14 protein-coding genes are annotated in these 15,760 nt (G+C 61.4%); 9 read left to right on the forward strand and 5 right to left on the reverse strand.

Features of this window, described 5'->3' with window-relative positions; translation table 11 throughout:
- Positions 1-322: 322 nt before the first annotated feature.
- Positions 323-736, forward strand: a complete 414-nt coding sequence (locus ACROHD_RS09645; RefSeq protein ID WP_432677506.1) for a hypothetical protein — start codon at positions 323-325, stop codon at positions 734-736.
- Here the strand turns inward: ACROHD_RS09645 and ACROHD_RS09650 are convergent.
- The 5 genes from ACROHD_RS09650 to ACROHD_RS09670 form a co-directional block, all read right to left on the reverse strand.
- Positions 733-3,036 (reverse strand): hybrid sensor histidine kinase/response regulator, encoded by a 2,304-nt coding sequence (locus ACROHD_RS09650; RefSeq protein WP_432677508.1) that lies wholly within the window; start codon positions 3,034-3,036, stop codon positions 733-735. The genes ACROHD_RS09645 and ACROHD_RS09650 overlap by 4 nt on opposite strands.
- 74 nt (positions 3,037-3,110) lie before the next feature.
- Positions 3,111-4,268: an RsmB/NOP family class I SAM-dependent RNA methyltransferase gene (locus ACROHD_RS09655; protein ID WP_432677510.1), complete on the reverse strand. Its 1,158-nt coding sequence runs from the start codon at positions 4,266-4,268 to the stop codon at positions 3,111-3,113.
- A gap of 31 nt (positions 4,269-4,299) precedes the next feature.
- The gene (gene guaB, locus ACROHD_RS09660) at positions 4,300-5,754 is read right to left on the reverse strand and encodes an IMP dehydrogenase (protein WP_432677511.1); all 1,455 of its coding nucleotides are present in this window, start codon (positions 5,752-5,754) and stop codon (positions 4,300-4,302) included.
- 104 nt (positions 5,755-5,858) lie between these two features.
- Positions 5,859-6,560, reverse strand: coding sequence for an RlmE family RNA methyltransferase (locus tag ACROHD_RS09665; RefSeq protein WP_432677513.1), 702 nt, complete (start codon positions 6,558-6,560; stop codon positions 5,859-5,861).
- A gap of 192 nt (positions 6,561-6,752) precedes the next feature.
- Entirely contained in the window at positions 6,753-7,928 is a 1,176-nt protein-coding gene (locus ACROHD_RS09670; protein WP_432677514.1) for a Ppx/GppA phosphatase family protein, read from the reverse strand.
- 268 nt (positions 7,929-8,196) lie between these two features.
- On the opposite strand from ACROHD_RS09670, the gene ACROHD_RS09675 reads away from it, so the two are divergent.
- From ACROHD_RS09675 to ACROHD_RS09710, 8 genes are all read left to right on the forward strand, one after another.
- Positions 8,197-8,508: a virulence factor gene (locus ACROHD_RS09675; protein ID WP_432677516.1), complete on the forward strand. Its 312-nt coding sequence runs from the start codon at positions 8,197-8,199 to the stop codon at positions 8,506-8,508.
- Between the two features lie 35 nt (positions 8,509-8,543).
- The gene (locus ACROHD_RS09680) at positions 8,544-9,476 is read left to right on the forward strand and encodes a methylenetetrahydrofolate reductase (protein WP_432677518.1); all 933 of its coding nucleotides are present in this window, start codon (positions 8,544-8,546) and stop codon (positions 9,474-9,476) included.
- A gap of 10 nt (positions 9,477-9,486) precedes the next feature.
- Positions 9,487-10,452: a methyltetrahydrofolate cobalamin methyltransferase gene (locus ACROHD_RS09685; protein WP_432677519.1), complete on the forward strand. Its 966-nt coding sequence runs from the start codon at positions 9,487-9,489 to the stop codon at positions 10,450-10,452.
- A gap of 35 nt (positions 10,453-10,487) precedes the next feature.
- Positions 10,488-10,718, forward strand: a complete 231-nt coding sequence (locus ACROHD_RS09690) for an N-(5'-phosphoribosyl)anthranilate isomerase (RefSeq protein ID WP_432677520.1) — start codon at positions 10,488-10,490, stop codon at positions 10,716-10,718.
- Positions 10,719-10,832: 114 nt separating this feature from the next.
- A complete protein-coding gene (locus tag ACROHD_RS09695; protein WP_432677521.1) occupies positions 10,833-11,540 on the forward strand; it encodes a hypothetical protein in 708 nt (235 codons plus the stop codon).
- Between the two features lie 104 nt (positions 11,541-11,644).
- Positions 11,645-13,690 carry an ASKHA domain-containing protein gene (locus ACROHD_RS09700; RefSeq protein WP_432677522.1) on the forward strand — a complete coding sequence of 682 codons (2,046 nt, stop codon included), beginning with the start codon at positions 11,645-11,647 and terminating at the stop codon, positions 13,688-13,690.
- A 42-nt stretch (positions 13,691-13,732) separates the two neighbouring features.
- Positions 13,733-14,284, forward strand: coding sequence for a carboxymuconolactone decarboxylase family protein (locus ACROHD_RS09705; protein WP_432677523.1), 552 nt, complete (start codon positions 13,733-13,735; stop codon positions 14,282-14,284).
- Between the two features lie 72 nt (positions 14,285-14,356).
- A complete protein-coding gene (locus ACROHD_RS09710) occupies positions 14,357-15,742 on the forward strand; it encodes a T6SS phospholipase effector Tle1-like catalytic domain-containing protein (protein ID WP_432677524.1) in 1,386 nt (461 codons plus the stop codon).
- Positions 15,743-15,760 lie beyond the last annotated feature (18 nt).

Consider the following 15,760-nt stretch of genomic DNA (forward strand, 5'->3'; position numbering starts at 1 on the left):
GTTCGCCTCTTGTTCTCAACCTGTTCTGAGATCAAAACGCGAACATTTCAAGTAAAAACTTGTCGTACCCATCTTTTTACGGGAAGGGTTAAGAAAGCGTTGAAAGCGGTGAAGTGAGTGAGGTTTCAAACGTATGTTGGTGTTCTGGAAGCAAAAAATCGTTCTTTTGGCCGTTCCCAAGACCGGCACAACAGCGTTGGAGCAGGCCCTTCTTCCCCATGCCAGCGCTGCGATTCTCGACCCGCCGGGGCAAAAACATGTTCCCGCACAGCAATACAGAAACCGCCTTGCGAACTTTTTTGAACAGCGCGGCAAGCGGCGGATGGAGCTGGTTGCAGTGATGCGCGAACCGATTGATTGGTTGGGCAGTTGGTACAGGTATCGGTCGCGCCCCCAGCTTGATGGCAAGCCGAACTCCACAGCCGGGCTCAGCTTTGATGATTTCGTCGATGCCTGGCTTGAACCGACCCGGCCCCCATTTGCTGAGGTCGGATCGCAAGCAAAATTCCTCAGCGATGATCAGGGCGCTTTGGCGGTCGATCGGCTGTTTCGCTACGACCAGATAGAGGGGCTTGTCAGCTTCATGGAAGAACGGTTGGGCACATCGCTTGAGGTCCCAAGGGCCAATGTTTCGCCCAAGCGAACGCTTGCCCTGTCGCCGGATATGCACGCCCGTCTTATCCGCGAAGCACCAGAGGAGTTCACCCTATGGAACGCCTTGTCCCGCCAAGCCTAATGCAGCTGTCGCTGAACGGTTGAGGTAAGATCTGACAAGGTAAATGGCTTTGCCAGAAAGACCGAGTTCGGCACCTTGGCCTCGGTCTGCTCAACCGCATCCTCGGCATAGCCCGACACGAAAACGACCTTCACATCGGGGCGATCCTTCAACGCCTCGCGCACCCATGTCGGGCCGTCCATGCCCGGCATGATCACATCCGTAACGAACACGTCCACATTCAGGCTGCTATCTGCCAGCTTCTCCAGGGCTTCTTCGGCATTCTCAGCCTCGATCACCGTGAATCCCCGCATCTGAAGCGCCCGTGACGCAAAGGCCCGGACCAAGGCCTCATCCTCTACCAGCAACACGACCGCATCCCGCGGCAGATCCGCAAGCCGTGTGGGCGCCTCCCGGATATCTTCCGCGCTTGACTTGACCGGATCGGTTTTGGCGTGGACGGGGAAATACAGAATGAAATCAGTCCCTTCACCTGGCGTGCTGTCAACAAAAACGAACCCGCCCGATTGTTTGACGATCCCGTATACCATCGACAGGCCAAGCCCCGTCCCCTCGCCCGTGCGCTTGGTGGTAAAGAACGGCTCAAAGATCCGGCTGATCTGATCGGCGGGGATACCGCTGCCCTCGTCCGTCACATGAATCGTCACATATTGGCCAGCCGCCACCTCCGCCTGATCGCGATGCAGGGGCTCTTTCAGGGTCGTCACGCGGGCCTCCACCTTGATGGTTCCCCCTTCCGGCATGGCATCGCGGGCATTGACGACGAGGTTCATGATCACCTGTTCAAGCTGCCGGCGATCGGCCCGGATCGGCAACAGATGCGGATCATGCGTGAGGTCCAGCCTGATCTTCTCCCCGACCAGTCGATTCAAAAGATGGGTTAGATCCGGAATCGTCTGTCGCAGATCCAGAACCTCTGGCCGCATTGTCTGCTTGCGGGAAAAGGCCAGGAGCTGACCGACCAGACTGGCAGCACGGTTGGCATTCTGGTTGATCTGTTCAAGATCCGCGTAGTCGGGATCGCCCTGATCGTGACGCAGCAGCAGCAGATCGCAATGGCCGGAGATAGCGGTCAGCAAGTTGTTGAAGTCATGCGCAACCCCGCCGGCAAGTTCGCCAATCGCCTGCATTTTCTGGCTTTGCACGAACTGCTGTTCCATGGATTTGAGAGCCGTTGCATCATGCAAGACGCCAAGGAGCGTCGCTTCCCCCTCGCCCGCGATCCGGCCAAGGGTGATCTGAACGAAACACTCGTCCTCTCGCATCCGGGCGCGCACCATCTCAGGGCGTGACGGAATGCGTTCCTCCAGCATATCCGTCAGCCAATCGTTGATCGGCCGCCCGAGCCCTTCGACCACATCGGACAGGTTGGTCGTCCCGTCGGGACGGAATGCCAGAAGCGATTGAGCGCGCGGGTTTGCCGCCAGGATGCGGCCGTCACCTGCGATATGGACAAGCGCCACAGGCAGCGCCCCGAAGGCCCGCGCCGCAACACTATCTTCAAGCGGAAGCAGATCCACCGGCAGCACATAGATTTCCCGGCGCCCGTCCCCGGCCTGAAGCTCTATCACCAGAACCTCGATCCAGTCCTCTGCCCCGCGCAGACGGATACGCTGACCTGTCTTGACTGGCAGGGTTTCGAACACATCGGACAGCGCCTTTTTGCGATCCCCGAGCGTGTCGCGCATCGCCTCGTTCATGGTCAGGATCGTATCGCTGCGGCTGACAACCATCATCGGCAGGCTGGTGCCGCCGGGGTGGCGATGTGCCTGCTCAACCACCTCTTCCAGCCGCCAGAGCGTGCCAGAGCCCGCCCGAAATGCCGTTACTTGCACCGTGCCACGGCGGGTGACGACGGTTTCACGCGACGCCCGGTCGCGCATCAATGCGGTTTCCTGACGGAATGCCACCGCCGAGGCATTGGGCACAAGCCCGGCCAAGGCCCGCGACATGGGTTGACCATCGCGGGGACCAAACCGGTCCGTGGCGGCGGGGTTCTGGAACAGGATTGCCCCATGCGTATCTGTGCAAAAGACCGGCACCGGGTCTTCTGCTGCTACCGAAATGGCATTGCGAATGGCCGTTTCATCCGCGCGCGACCGACGAAACTGCCCAAGCGACATCAATAGGGCCGTCGCGGTAATTGATGCGGCCGCGGCCAAGCCGGCAACTCGCCACAACAGGCTATCCGCCAGATAGGCGACCGGCAAACAGGCCAGGGCCACCAAAATCAACACCCAGGATGCACCGCCACCGTGCAGCAGATTTCGCCTGCGCGACACAACCGATTGCTCTGCCACCCTGATCCTCCAGCTTTGTTTGCAAAACCATCAGGACAGAGATTTGTTAATTTCGGATTAAAATTAGCCCGGTTTCAGCCGACGCCGTCGCGCTGAAGTTCCGCCAGGAAAAACCCGTCCGAGGCCGCAGGCGGCTGGAAACGGTGGGACTGAAGCACAGCCCATCCGGGCGCTGACTGAGCTGCCTCGACCACGGCTTCATTCTCCGATCGCAACAAGGAACAGGTCATGTAAACAAGGCGTCCGCCGGGCCTGACAAGCCTTTGTGCTTGCTCAACAATCTGGCGTTGGATTCGCCCCAGTTCCGCCAGCCTATCCGGGGTGAGCCGCCATTTCGCCTCTGGGTCGCGCCGCCATGTGCCCGACCCGGAACACGGCACATCGCACAGGACCAGATCATAGGGCGCGTGATCGTCGGCGCGCGTGGCGGTTGTCAGGACGACGCCCGCACGGTCTGCGCGCGCAGGGATATCGGACATTCGCGCCGGAACCGCGTCATGCACATAGATCTGCGCATCGGACACAGCGGCAATCGCCAGCGCTTTGCCGCCACCTCCGGCGCAGAAATCCAGCACCCGACCGGATTGCGGCCATACCACCGCTGCGCACGCCATCTGCACCGAAAGATCCTGAATCTCTACCAATCCCCCAAGATAGGTCGCGGACAGCCGCAGGCGCCGGTCACCTTCCACAACCATCAGCGCCCCGGAAAGCCCGCAGGTTTCCGTTATAATTCCGTCGCTTGCCAGATGATCTTGAACTTCACCAACCGCTGCCTTGCGCAGATTGACCCGCAGATAGAGCGGGGCGCGGCCTTGCAGGGACGCAACCACATCATCGGCCGCGTCGCCCAGACTTTCCCGCAGCGGATCATGCAGCCAGTCCGGCACATCCAGCCACGGATCAGAGGCGACAGCCGCAGGAGGCACCTGCTCATCCGGGCTTAACGGCGATGGCGCATGACCCTCGCCCGAAAAGACCGCCTCCGGATTTTGCCCCTGGACCCGCATCAGCCCCAGCATCAGGCCACGACCGTCTGTGCTGCCATTAGCCTCGCACGCGCCCAACCGGCGCAGCACGTCATAGACATGGTCGCGAATGGCGGCCCGGTCCTTGGACCCGGCATAGCGTGCGCCGCGAGCCCAGGTGGTCAGAGCCTTTTCCGCCGGGGTGCCAGCACGCCACCGATCCAGCACCTCAATCGCTGCGGCAACACGCGCAGCCGGGGTCATGACTTCACCTTAAGTTCAGCGCACAATATGCTCATCCGAAACGATAATTCGGGCTTTCGCGCGTGATCTGCACGTCATGCACATGGCTTTCCTTCAGCCCGGCCCCCGTGATCCGCACGAACTGACATCCACCGCGCATTTCTTCCACGGTGGCAGAGCCGGTATAGCCCATAGCGGCCCGCAGACCGCCGACCAGCTGGTGCACAACTGCGCTGGCCGATCCCTTGTAAGGCACCTGCCCCTCGATCCCCTCGGGCACCAGCTTGTCACTGGCCGCATCCTTCTGGAAATACCGGTCGGCAGAACCGCGCGCCATGGCGCCAAGCGACCCCATCCCACGATAGGATTTGAACGAACGGCCCTGATAGAGAATGACCTCGCCGGGGCTTTCATCGGTGCCCGCGATCATGCTGCCCACCATGGCACAGCTTGCGCCCGCCGCGATGGCCTTGGCAAAATCGCCGGAATACTTGATGCCGCCATCTGCAATCACGGGCGTCCCGGTCTCTGCGGCGGCCTTTGCGCAATCCATGATCGCGGTCAGCTGTGGTACGCCCACACCTGCCACGATCCGCGTCGTGCAGATAGAGCCCGGCCCGATCCCCACCTTGACCGCGTCCGCACCAGCGTCGATCAGGGCGCGAGTGGCCTCACCCGTGGCGACATTGCCGGCAATGACCTGCACCTTGTTGGACAGACGCTTGGCCCGCTTGACTGCGTCGATGACGCCCGCGGAATGGCCATGTGCCGTGTCCACAACGACGATATCCACGCCGGACTCGATCAGCGCCTCGGTCCGTTCAAACCCGGAATCACCAACTGACGTCGCGGCGGCCACGCGCAGGCGGCCAAGCTCGTCCTTGCAGGCCGTCGGGTTCAGCACCGCCTGTTCCGTGTCCTTCAGCGTCAGCAGCCCGGTCAGCTTGCCATTCCCGTCATGCACCAGCAGCTTTTCGATCCGCCGCGCCCGCATCAACGATTTGGCTTCCTCCAGATCGGCCGGTTCCGCCAACATGGCAAGGTTGTTCGAGGTCATCATGACATGCACCGGCGTGTCATCGGACGACGCAAAGCGCATATCCCGATTGGTCAGGATCCCCACAACGCGGCCTTCGGCATCGACAACCGGGAAGCCGGTGAAATTGTACCTTTCCACCAAGGCTTTGGCGTCCGCCAGCGTCTGGTCGACCCGCAGCGTCACGGGGTTATAGACAATCCCGCTTTCAAACCGCTTCACCCGCCGCACCTCGCGAGACTGCTCCTCAACGCCCAGGTTCTTGTGAAGCACCCCCATGCCACCGGCCTGCGCCATGGCAATCGCCATGCGGGCTTCGGTCACCGTGTCCATTGCAGAGGACAGCAACGGGATATTCATCTTGATGGATTTGGTGACAAATGTGCGGGTGTCGGCTGCGCTCGGCAGAACCGAGGATGCACCGGGAACAAGCAGGACGTCGTCGAAGGTAAGTGCCTCGCGAATCTCCATAAGGGCCTCCAAGGCTGGGAGTTTCAGTTGGCACGTCCCTATCTCATGGGTTTGGACGAAGGGAAAGCCCTAAATCCGGCGTCTGGGACGGATTGGCGCGGGGTTCAGCCGCGAAAGCCGGTCGCCACGACGAATTTTTCCGAGGAATCGGAGCGGCTGGCACCGGGCTTCACATTGACGACCTTCTTGAACTTCTGCTTCAGCATCTGCTGCAGATCACCTTCGGCGCCGCCAGCAAGAACCTTGGCCACAAAGGTGCCGCCCTCCTCCAGCACATCGAAGGCGAAATAGGCAGCGGCCTCACACAATGCGATGATCCGCAAATGGTCGGTCTGCTTGTGCCCGGAGGCTGACGCCGCCATGTCGCTCATCACAACATCTGCCTTGCCGCCAAGCCAAGCCTTCACCTTCTCATCGGCATCGTCTTCCATGAAATCGAGCTGGTGGATCTCGCAGCCTGCGATCGGCTCCACCTCTTGCAGATCAACACCCATAATGGTGCCCACCCGCTTGCCCTGCTTCTCGCCAAGTGCATTCACGCGCTGAACCGCCACCTGGCACCAGCCGCCGGGGGCACAGCCAAGGTCCACAACCCGCGCGCCGGGTACCAGAAAGCGAAACTTGTCATCCAGCTCAAGGATCTTGAAGGCCGCCCGCCCGCGATATCCCTCGCGCTTGGCGCGCTGGACATACGGGTCGTTCAGCTGACGCTCCAGCCACAGCGTCGAGGACAGTTTCCGCCCCCGCGCCGTCTTGACCTTGACCCGCAAATCGCGCTGCCCGCGCCCGCTTGTGTTCTTTGCCATTGCCGTCGCCTTTCCAACGCCTCCCCATATAAGGCTGCTTCCGTCAAAGAAAGCCCCTGCCCCTTCTTCTTGGCGAAAATACTCCCGGGGTCTGGGGTGGAACCCGAAGCGGGCCGACGATCCCTACCGCCAGGGAGGGTGAGGAGGTACGCCCCCGGGTCGACGCCGTCAGGCGGCGAAACCGCCCTAAACTCAGAACGGCCCGTCCTCCAGAACCCCGTCCGAGGACATCTGCGCATACAGCAACCCCTCGCGCAGCCCCCGGTCTGCAACACTCAGCCGGTCCGTGGGCCAGGCGCGCAGCAGCGCCTGCAAAATGGCCGATCCCGACATGATCAGCGAATGCCGGTCGCGCCCGATCCGCGGATCACGGCGGCGGCCGGTTGGGCCAAGCGACAGGTAATCCTGAATCACAGAATCGATCTGGTCCGAGGTCATCCTGAGCCCGTCCACCTTGTTTCGGTCATAGCGTTTGAGCCCAAGGTGAGAGGCCGCGACCGTCGTTACGGTGCCGCTTGTGCCTATGATCTGAAACCCTTCGCGCGCCTGTTCGGCAGCATCCACATAGGGGGAAAACTCGGCCAGTTGCTCCTCGAAATACCAGCTCATCAATGCGAACCGTGCTCCGTCATCGGTCACATCGCGATAGAGATCTTTTAGCGTCGCCACCCCAAGCGGGATCGAGATCCAATCAACCACCTTGGCTTTGGGAAAGATCGTCTCGGTGTGATCGAATCCCTGATGCAACCGCATGATCGCGCGCGGGCGTTCGACGCGCGGCACACGGCTCAGGTCGATCCAGACCAGCTCGGTCGAGCCACCACCGATATCAACGACCAACAGTTGCTCCGTTCTGGTCGAAACAAGCGGCGCGCAGGCCACCACCGCAAGCCGCGCCTCTTCCTCGGGCTGGATGATCTCCAGGTTCAGTCCGGTATCCCGCTGCACGACGGAAATGAACTCGGCGGCATTCGTGGCGCGCCGACAGGCTTCCGTTGCAACCAGACGCATCCGTTTGACATCGTGGCGTTGCAGTTTGCTTTTACAGATCTTCAGCGCCGCCACCGTGCGGGCCATGGATTGGCGTGAGAGACGGCCCGACGCTTCCAGCCCCAAACCCAGTTGTACGGATTTGGAAAAACTATCGACCACATGCAGCTGATTGCCCTTTGGCTGCGCGATCAGCATCCGGCAGGAATTGGTGCCAAGATCCAGGGCCGCATAAAGATCGGCGGGATCAGGCTTTTGCGGTTGTGGCGGGGCGACGGGGGGCGCGGGAACCGCTGCAATACGCGCTGGAACGGGCGGTTGCCCTATCTCTGCGTTTTGCTGTTTCGGCTTGCCCCTGCGGGGGCGGCGACGGCCCATGGCCCCTCTCCTTCGTATCTCTCCTCCTCACGCTAACGCGTCGGCGGGATACGCACAATGGGTCAGCACCGGATCCGCACGGGCTCATCATCATCATGAGAATTTTGGGCCCGCCGCGCTCTGGCCGTCCGCGGCAACGCCGCCTATTGATTTGACAGCGCGTCGCAGGGGCGCGTTACGAGGTCGAAAACGAGACGGGCGCAAGCCCGGCCCGCGCATAGAGTGTGCCAGACAAATGCATTGCTCTGACAAGAAGGAAGCCAGCCACATGCCAGCCGTCACCATCGTTTACTGGCGCGACATACCTGCCCAGGTCATCGTCGGCAAAGGGCGCAAAGGGGCGAAAGCGCCTCTGCCCGAACGCTTCGAGCAAGCCATCGACCGGGCAGCTATGAAGGTTGGGGCGAAGGATGACGACGCATATATGTCCGGCTTTCGCAAAGCAGAGCCCTTCGAGGTCGAAGGAGACCCGCAGGAGGTCGCAAATGCTCAAGCTGCCGCCATCGATGCCGAATACGACGCGGACAGGTTGAAGCGGCTGATTGCAAATGACGGCAACGCCGAAGCGCCCGCCGAATGACCACCGCCCCGCCACCCTCGTTTTGGGAGAAACTGATGGCCCTGCTCAAATTCCGCTCTTCCGCCGCCCCGGCGGCCCCCGCCGGCAACCCGGCCGCGCTTGAGGCCTTTCTTCAGGGCTATTCCATCGAGGTGATGCCGCGCACCGCCGAAAAGGTGGAAAACTTCCGCGACCTGCTGCCCGAAGGCACCCGCGTCTATATCGCCCATATCGAAGGCACGCCGATTGCCGACATGGTCGCCACCGCCAAGCGGATCAAGGGCGAAGGCTTCGACGTCATGCCGCATTTCCCGGCCCGTATCATCAAGGATGCAGCGACCCTGGAAAACTGGATCGCCATGTACCAGGGCGAGGCGGATGTGAAGCAGGCGCTGTTGCTGGCCGGTGGCGTGGAAAAGCCCCACGGCGATTTCCACAGCTCCATGCAGCTGATGGAAACCGGCCTCTTTGACAAGGCGGGTTTCAAGCGCCTGCACGTGGCAGGCCACCCCGAGGGCAACCGCGACATTGACCCCAAGGGCGGCGACGCGGTGGTGATGGAGGCGCTGCGCTGGAAACAGGCGTTTTCCGAGCGCACCGATGCCGACATGGCCCTGGCCACACAATTCGCGTTCGAAGCAGGCCCGGTCATCGAATGGGCCAACCGCCTGTCTGCCGAGGGTATCAAGCTGCCGATTCATATCGGCATCGCCGGCCCCGCCAAGCTGCAAACCCTGATCAAGTTCGCCATCGCCTGCGGTGTCGGCCCGTCGCTGAAAGTGCTGCAAAAGCGCGCCAAGGACGTGACTAAGCTGCTGTTGCCGTTTGAACCGCACGAGATCCTCAACGAACTGGCCGCCCACAAGGCCGCCAATCCCGATTTCAACATCGAGAAGGTCCACTTCTTCCCGCTCGGTGGCATCAAAACCAATGCCCAGTGGGCCATCGACAATGGCGGTGCTTCCGGCACCCCCGCCAACCAGAACTGAGAAAGAGCCAATGACCCGTACCGTCCTCGAATCCAAATCCAAGACCGTCGTCATCGGCTTTGACGAGCCCTTCTGCGTCATCGGCGAACGCATCAACCCCACGGGCCGCAAAAAGCTGGCTGCCGAACTGGAAGCGGGCGATTTCTCGACCGTCGAAAAGGACGCGCTGGAACAGGTGGCCTGCGGGGCCATGGTGCTCGATGTGAACGCGGGCGTGGTCTACAACTCCAATCCGAACCCCAACGAAACCGAGCCGCCGCTGATGCGCCGGATGATCGAGCTGGTGCAAGGGTTGGTCGATGTGCCGCTCTGCATCGACAGCTCGGTTCCCGGCGCTTTGGAGGCGGGCCTTGCCGCAGCAGAGGGCCGTCCGCTGCTGAACTCCGTCACCGGCGAGGAAGACCGGCTGGAACTGGTTCTGCCGCTGGTCAAGAAATACAACGTGCCGGTGGTGGCAATCTCGAACGACGACACCGGTATTTCCGAAGATCCGGATGTGCGCTTCGAGGTGGCAAAGAAGATCGTCCAGCGCGCAGCTGATTTCGGCATTCCAGCCCATGACATCGTGGTCGACCCGCTGGTGATGCCCGTGGGCGCCATGGCAACGGCCGGTCAGCAGGTCTTTGCCCTTGTCCGTCGTCTGCGCGAGGAACTGGGTGTGAACACCACCTGTGGCGCGTCCAACATCAGCTTCGGCCTGCCCAACCGCCACGGCATCAACGCGGCCTTCCTGCCGATGGCCATCGGCGCAGGCATGACCAGCGCCATCATGAACCCGGTGCGCCCGGTAGAGATGGAGGCGATCAACGCCGCCAACTTCCTGATGAACCACGATCCCAATGGCGGTAAGTGGATCAACTTTGCCAAAGTGCTGGACGCGACCAAAGAAGGCACGCCGTTCCCCGAGGCCGCAGCAGCAGCCATGGCCGCAGGCGGCGGCCGGGGTGGGCGCCGCGGTGGACGTCGCCGCGCTTAATCCGTCGTTGACCTGACATGGGCGAAGGTGGCTGCATGAGCTATCTTCGCCCGATTCACCGTAATGACATATGGTTAGACCAAATCTTCTCCGCAAAAGCTGCGATGAGAGGTGGTGTCATTCGTCGAAGCAAAGGCGATGTCGAACGCAAGATCGGCCGCTCCCGCCTTGAGCTGGAAGTTCGAAAGCGTGGATTTCATTTGGTCGAAGCCGGCGATCAATTCATCATTATCTGTGACCGAGGTGAGATCCGGATTGTTTGCTGAGAAAAATCTTCGAGAAGATTTTTCTGGGATGGTTGAAGAATTTTCCAGAAAAATCTTCTTTCCCCGCTCGAAACACCATACCTACGGGGCTCAACCTTCCTTCTCGGCGAACCAATGACAGAGAGCACGGAGATAGAAAGCGCCCCGCCGTCATGGCGCGAGTCCCTGCCCCGTCTGGCTGTGAAGCTGGTCGTGCTGGTCGCTATCGTGGTCCTGTCACATGTCATCATCGACTATTCGCTGACATGGGCAGAGAGCCTCCCCGCCCAAGCCGAGGCCCGGATGGAGCGGCTGATTCTCCTTGCCGTTTTCGTCACTTACGCTTTGCTCATCGCTCTGCCCTTTGTGCCAGGTATCGAGATCGCCATCGCGCTTCTGGTACTGCGCGGCCCGGAATTTGCCTTGCCTATCTATTTTGCGACCCTGGGGGGCCTGTCGCTCGCGTTTCTTGCAGGGCGCCTCGTTCCCATCCGATCTCTCAAACGGTTCTTTCTAGACCTGCATCTTGCGAAAGCCGCAGCCCTCGTCGATCGCCTTGGCCCCATGTCCCCCGCGCAACGGGTCCGAGAGCTGCAACGCTCACTCCCACGCAAACATGCGCGTTTCGCCCTGCGCTACCGCTATGTCGGACTGGCGCTGCTGATCAACTTGCCCGGCTCCGGCCTGATTGGAGGCGGCGGTGGCATCTGTCTGATGGCCGGGATGAGCGGTGTCTTCACCCCGCGCGTTACCCTACCCACCATTGCCATTGCCATCCTGCCCTTCCCACTATTCATGTGGTTTGCAGGCTCCAGCGGTCTTATGCCCTGGCTGCCAGCATAGCCCGTTTTTGTGCCCCATGCCGCAACCCGGCCGGAAATTGACGTTTCGCTCCTTTCGCTTACCCACCAACGCGTTAAAACCATCCGCAAAGGAAAGGCGAGCGCATGTCTGATACTCCTCTCGTGATCTTCACTCCCTCGGGCAAGCGGGGCCGATTCCCGGTTGGGACCCCAATCCTCACTGCCGCCCGCAAACTGGGCGTTGACCTTGATTCCGTCTGTGGCGGACGAGGGATTTGCTCCAAATGCCAGGTCTCACCCTCTTATGGTGACTTTCCCAAGCATGGGGTGACAGTCAGCGAAGGCGCCTTGTCGGACTGGAACGCAGTCGAGGCGCGCTATGATCGTGTTCGCGGCCTCAAGAAGGGCCGGCGCCTTGGCTGTCAGGCCACGGTGCAGGGCGATATCGTCATTGATGTGCCGGCCGAAAGCCAGGTTCACCGGCAGGTGGTGCGCAAAGCGGCCTCTGATCGGGCCATCGTCATGGATCCGGCGACGCGGCTGGTCTTTGTCGAGGTGGAAGAACCCGACATGCACGAACCCTCGGGCGATTTCGAACGGTTGCGCAACGCGCTGAAAGACCAGTGGCAGATTGAAAATGTCAGTGCGGGCCTGTCTCTTATGCGCAAACTGCAACCGGTTCTGCGCAAAGGCAAATGGCAGGTCACCGTTGCGCTGCATCAGGCGCAGGGCTCGACCGGATTCCGTATTCTCGACATCTGGCCCGGCCTGCACGAAGGCGGCATCTACGGCCTTGCCATCGACCTTGGGTCCACCACCATCGCGGCGCATCTGTGCGACCTGAGCGACGGGCGCGTTCTGGCCTCCTCCGGTCTGATGAACCCGCAGATCCGGTTTGGCGAAGACCTGATGAGCCGGGTGTCCTACGCGATGATGAACCCCGGCGGCGATATTGAGATGACCAATGCGGTGCGCGAAGCGATCAACACGCTGGCCGGTGAAATCGCGACAGAGGGCGGGATCGACCCGAGCCTGATCATGGAAACGGTCTTCGTCTGCAACCCGGTCATGCATCATCTTTTGCTTGGCATTGACCCGGTGGAACTGGGGCAAGCGCCCTTCGCTCTGGCCACCTCGTCATCCCTGTCCTTGCCGGCGAGTGAGCTTGACCTGACGGCGCTGAACACCGAAGCACAGGTTTACGTTCTGCCCTGCATCGCGGGACATGTGGGGGCCGATGCCGCCGCCGTGGCGTTGTCAGAGGAACCCAATAAGTCCGAAGATCTCGTTCTGGTGGTCGATGTGGGCACCAATGCCGAAATCCTGTTGGGCAACACGCAAAAGGTACTGGCCTGTTCCTCACCCACTGGCCCCGCCTTTGAGGGGGCACAGATCAGTTCCGGCCAGCGGGCCGCTCCTGGTGCGATCGAACGGCTGGAGATTGATCCAATCACCAAGGAACCGCGTTTCCGCATCATCGGGTGTGAGCTGTGGTCCGACGATCCCGGCTTTGCCGAGGCCAGCGCGGCAACCGGCGTGACCGGAATTTGTGGCTCCGGCATTATCGAGGCGGTGGCTGAAATGCGGCTTGCGGGAATTCTGGATGCCTCGGGCCTGATCGGCTCGGCAGATCAGGTGGGCACCCCCCGCTGCGAGGCCGAAGGGCGCACCCATGTCTACCTGATCCATGATGGCAGCGCCGATGGCGGGCCGCGGATTACCGTCACGCAGGGCGATATCCGCGCGATCCAGCTGGCAAAATCGGCGCTTTATGCTGGGGCCAAGCTCTTGATGGATGAAATGGGCGTCGAGACCGTCGACCGGGTCACTCTGGCGGGCGCGTTCGGGGCCCATATCAGCCCAAAACATGCGATGGTTCTTGGCATGATCCCCGATGCGCCGCTCGACAAGGTGACAAGCGCGGGCAACGCCGCCGGTCATGGCGCGCGGATCGCGCTTTGTTCACGAGAGGCGCGGGGGCGGATCGAAGGGGTCGTGCGCCAGATTCACAAGATCGAAACCGCGGTGGAACCCAAGTTTCAGGAGCATTTCGTGAACGCTTCTGCCATTCCGAATGCGGTGGAACCTTTCCCGATCCTGAACAGCGTTGTCACCTTGCCCCAGGTCCACTTTGGCGCGGCGGGCGGGGACGGGGCCGATGGTGGACGCCGCAGGCGACGTCGGGGCTGACAGCTGATAGCATGGGCGAACCCTGATAACCGGAGACCGCCCATGCCGCTTTTCCCCAGCCTTCCAAGCCCTGCCCGCCTGTCCGACCTGCTGTCACGCCACCCGGCCCATGCCGGACCGTTGCTGATGCATGTCGAGGGCGTGATGCACGCCGGCGCGCCGCTGACAGCTGCGGAATGCGAGCTGATCGCGGCTTATGTCTCGGGCCTCAATGCCTGCGCCTTCTGCCACGGCTCTCATCAGATCTATGCCGAGGCGTTAGGCATTGAACCGGGCCTCATCGACGCGCTGCTGGAAGACCCGGATACCGCCCCCATAGCCCCGAAGATGCGGCCCCTGCTGGCCTATGTGGCCAAACTGAACAACCTGCCAAGCCGCCTGACCCCGACGGACGTGGCGGCAGTGATGGACGCCGGCTGGTCGGAGGATGCACTTTACCACGCGGTGCAGGTCTGCGCGCTGTTCAACCTTTTTAACCGGCTGGTGGAAGGTGCCGGGGTCGATTTCACCTACGGATCGAACGCCAACCTGACCCCGGCAGATCGCAGCGCTGACTACAAGGGCTTTGCCAAACGGCTCGGGGTGCTGGGTTAGGGTTATCCAGACTTGCGTTACAATGCGGGTCCGTCACACTGACCGGATGTTCCAGTCACGAGGCGCCGCGTCATGAAAGCCCGAAAGATCGTTATCTGTTTTGACGGAACCGGCAATGAGGTCGGAGATTTTCAGACAAATATCATCAAACTTTACAACGCGTTGCGGGACGATGACGATCAGATCACCTACTACGTCCCAGGCGTAGGAACCTTTGACGAACCGCGTCTGTTCGACTGGAAATGGCGGCAAAAAGCGCGCTCGGTGGCCGGTCTGGCCTTTGGGCTCGGACTGGAGGATGACGTACTCGACGCCTATCGCTTCCTCTGCCGATCCTACAAGAGCACCGCGCAGAAGAACAAGGAATGGAGCTATGAGCAGGGCCTGAAACGGCAGCTTGGCGTTGCGGGAAAAGCCCAGAGGCCCGAGGCGCAGAAAGATCACATCTATATCTTCGGCTTTTCCCGCGGGGCCTATGCGGCGCGTATTCTGGCCGGGTTCATCCATAATTTCGGACTGATCGAACCGGACAAACTGCATCTCGTGACGGGCGCCTTCCGTGCCTATCGTGCCGTGACGGACCACGACCGCGACCAGCCCCATTCGGTCACGTTCCGCCAGTTGCGTCGCTACGAGGACACGCTGAAACCCGACCAGAGCGTGCCGATCCGCGCACTGTGCCTCTTCGATACGGTCAGCTCCATGGTCGGGTTCGAGCGCCCCATTCAGTCGCTGATGAAGAACTACAGCCCCATGGAACTCCGCGTCCATGCCGAGGTGCTGTCGAACCCCTCTGTAAGGATCGTGCTGCACGCGTTGGCACTCGACGAACGGCGCTCCATGTTCCGTCCGCTGCTGTGGGAGCAGACGGAGCCCTACTTCGGCAACCGCTTCCGCCATGAGAACCAGAGGCGGCAGCAATATGTACGCCAGCGGTGGTTTCCCGGCTATCACTCCGACATCGGTGGCAGCCCGAGAGAGAGGGAATCCGGCATCGGCAAGCTGACCCTTCTTTGGATGCTGGATGAACTTGAGCGGCAAGAGATCGCTGCAGACCGTGAAGACCGCGCCAAGTCACCCCCCGATCCAGCACGCAGCCTGCCCCTTCCACCGCCGGGCCTGAAGCTGAACCCCAAACGCCGCAAGGTCCATTTCGAAGGGGCGAACCGAAAGGCCACCGCCCTCGACGGCACCCCCTATGCCCGCCCCGATGCCATGGCCGAGATCCATGACAGCATGTCGATCTGGTGGTATCCGCTTGAAATCCTGCCCAAATCCATCAAACGCCGTCGCTGGCCGGGCCGCTTGCCGGTGCTGTGGAAATGGTACCTGCCGCTGGAAGAACCCCGCTTTGTCCCCGAGGATCACGAAATCGACGAAAGCGTCACTGACCGTATGGCGCGCTGGCCCTTTTACCGTCCGCAAAATCTGCGCGCCAATTGGCCCGACGGCACTTGACTGTCCCCGGGCCCCGGA

It is taken from the genome of Nioella aestuarii, assembly GCF_050896395.1.
GTDB classification, from domain to species: domain Bacteria; phylum Pseudomonadota; class Alphaproteobacteria; order Rhodobacterales; family Rhodobacteraceae; genus Nioella; species Nioella aestuarii.

Bases quoted from the DNA above. Each gene is read 5' to 3' on its own strand.
- ACROHD_RS09645 (WP_432677506.1), top strand. From the start codon at position 323: ATGGAGCTGGTTGCAGTGATGCGCGAACCGATTGATTGGTTGGGCAGT.
- ACROHD_RS09655 (WP_432677510.1), bottom strand. From the start codon at position 4,268: ATGACCCCGGCTGCGCGTGTTGCCGCAGCGATTGAGGTGCTGGATCGG.
- guaB (WP_432677511.1), bottom strand. From the start codon at position 5,754: ATGGAGATTCGCGAGGCACTTACCTTCGACGACGTCCTGCTTGTTCCC.
- ACROHD_RS09665 (WP_432677513.1), bottom strand. From the start codon at position 6,560: ATGGCAAAGAACACAAGCGGGCGCGGGCAGCGCGATTTGCGGGTCAAG.
- ACROHD_RS09670 (WP_432677514.1), bottom strand. From the start codon at position 7,928: ATGGGCCGTCGCCGCCCCCGCAGGGGCAAGCCGAAACAGCAAAACGCA.
- ACROHD_RS09675 (WP_432677516.1), top strand. From the start codon at position 8,197: ATGCCAGCCGTCACCATCGTTTACTGGCGCGACATACCTGCCCAGGTC.
- ACROHD_RS09680 (WP_432677518.1), top strand. From the start codon at position 8,544: ATGGCCCTGCTCAAATTCCGCTCTTCCGCCGCCCCGGCGGCCCCCGCC.
- ACROHD_RS09685 (WP_432677519.1), top strand. From the start codon at position 9,487: ATGACCCGTACCGTCCTCGAATCCAAATCCAAGACCGTCGTCATCGGC.
- ACROHD_RS09690 (WP_432677520.1), top strand. From the start codon at position 10,488: ATGAGCTATCTTCGCCCGATTCACCGTAATGACATATGGTTAGACCAA.
- ACROHD_RS09695 (WP_432677521.1), top strand. From the start codon at position 10,833: ATGACAGAGAGCACGGAGATAGAAAGCGCCCCGCCGTCATGGCGCGAG.
- ACROHD_RS09700 (WP_432677522.1), top strand. From the start codon at position 11,645: ATGTCTGATACTCCTCTCGTGATCTTCACTCCCTCGGGCAAGCGGGGC.
- ACROHD_RS09705 (WP_432677523.1), top strand. From the start codon at position 13,733: ATGCCGCTTTTCCCCAGCCTTCCAAGCCCTGCCCGCCTGTCCGACCTG.
- ACROHD_RS09710 (WP_432677524.1), top strand. From the start codon at position 14,357: ATGAAAGCCCGAAAGATCGTTATCTGTTTTGACGGAACCGGCAATGAG.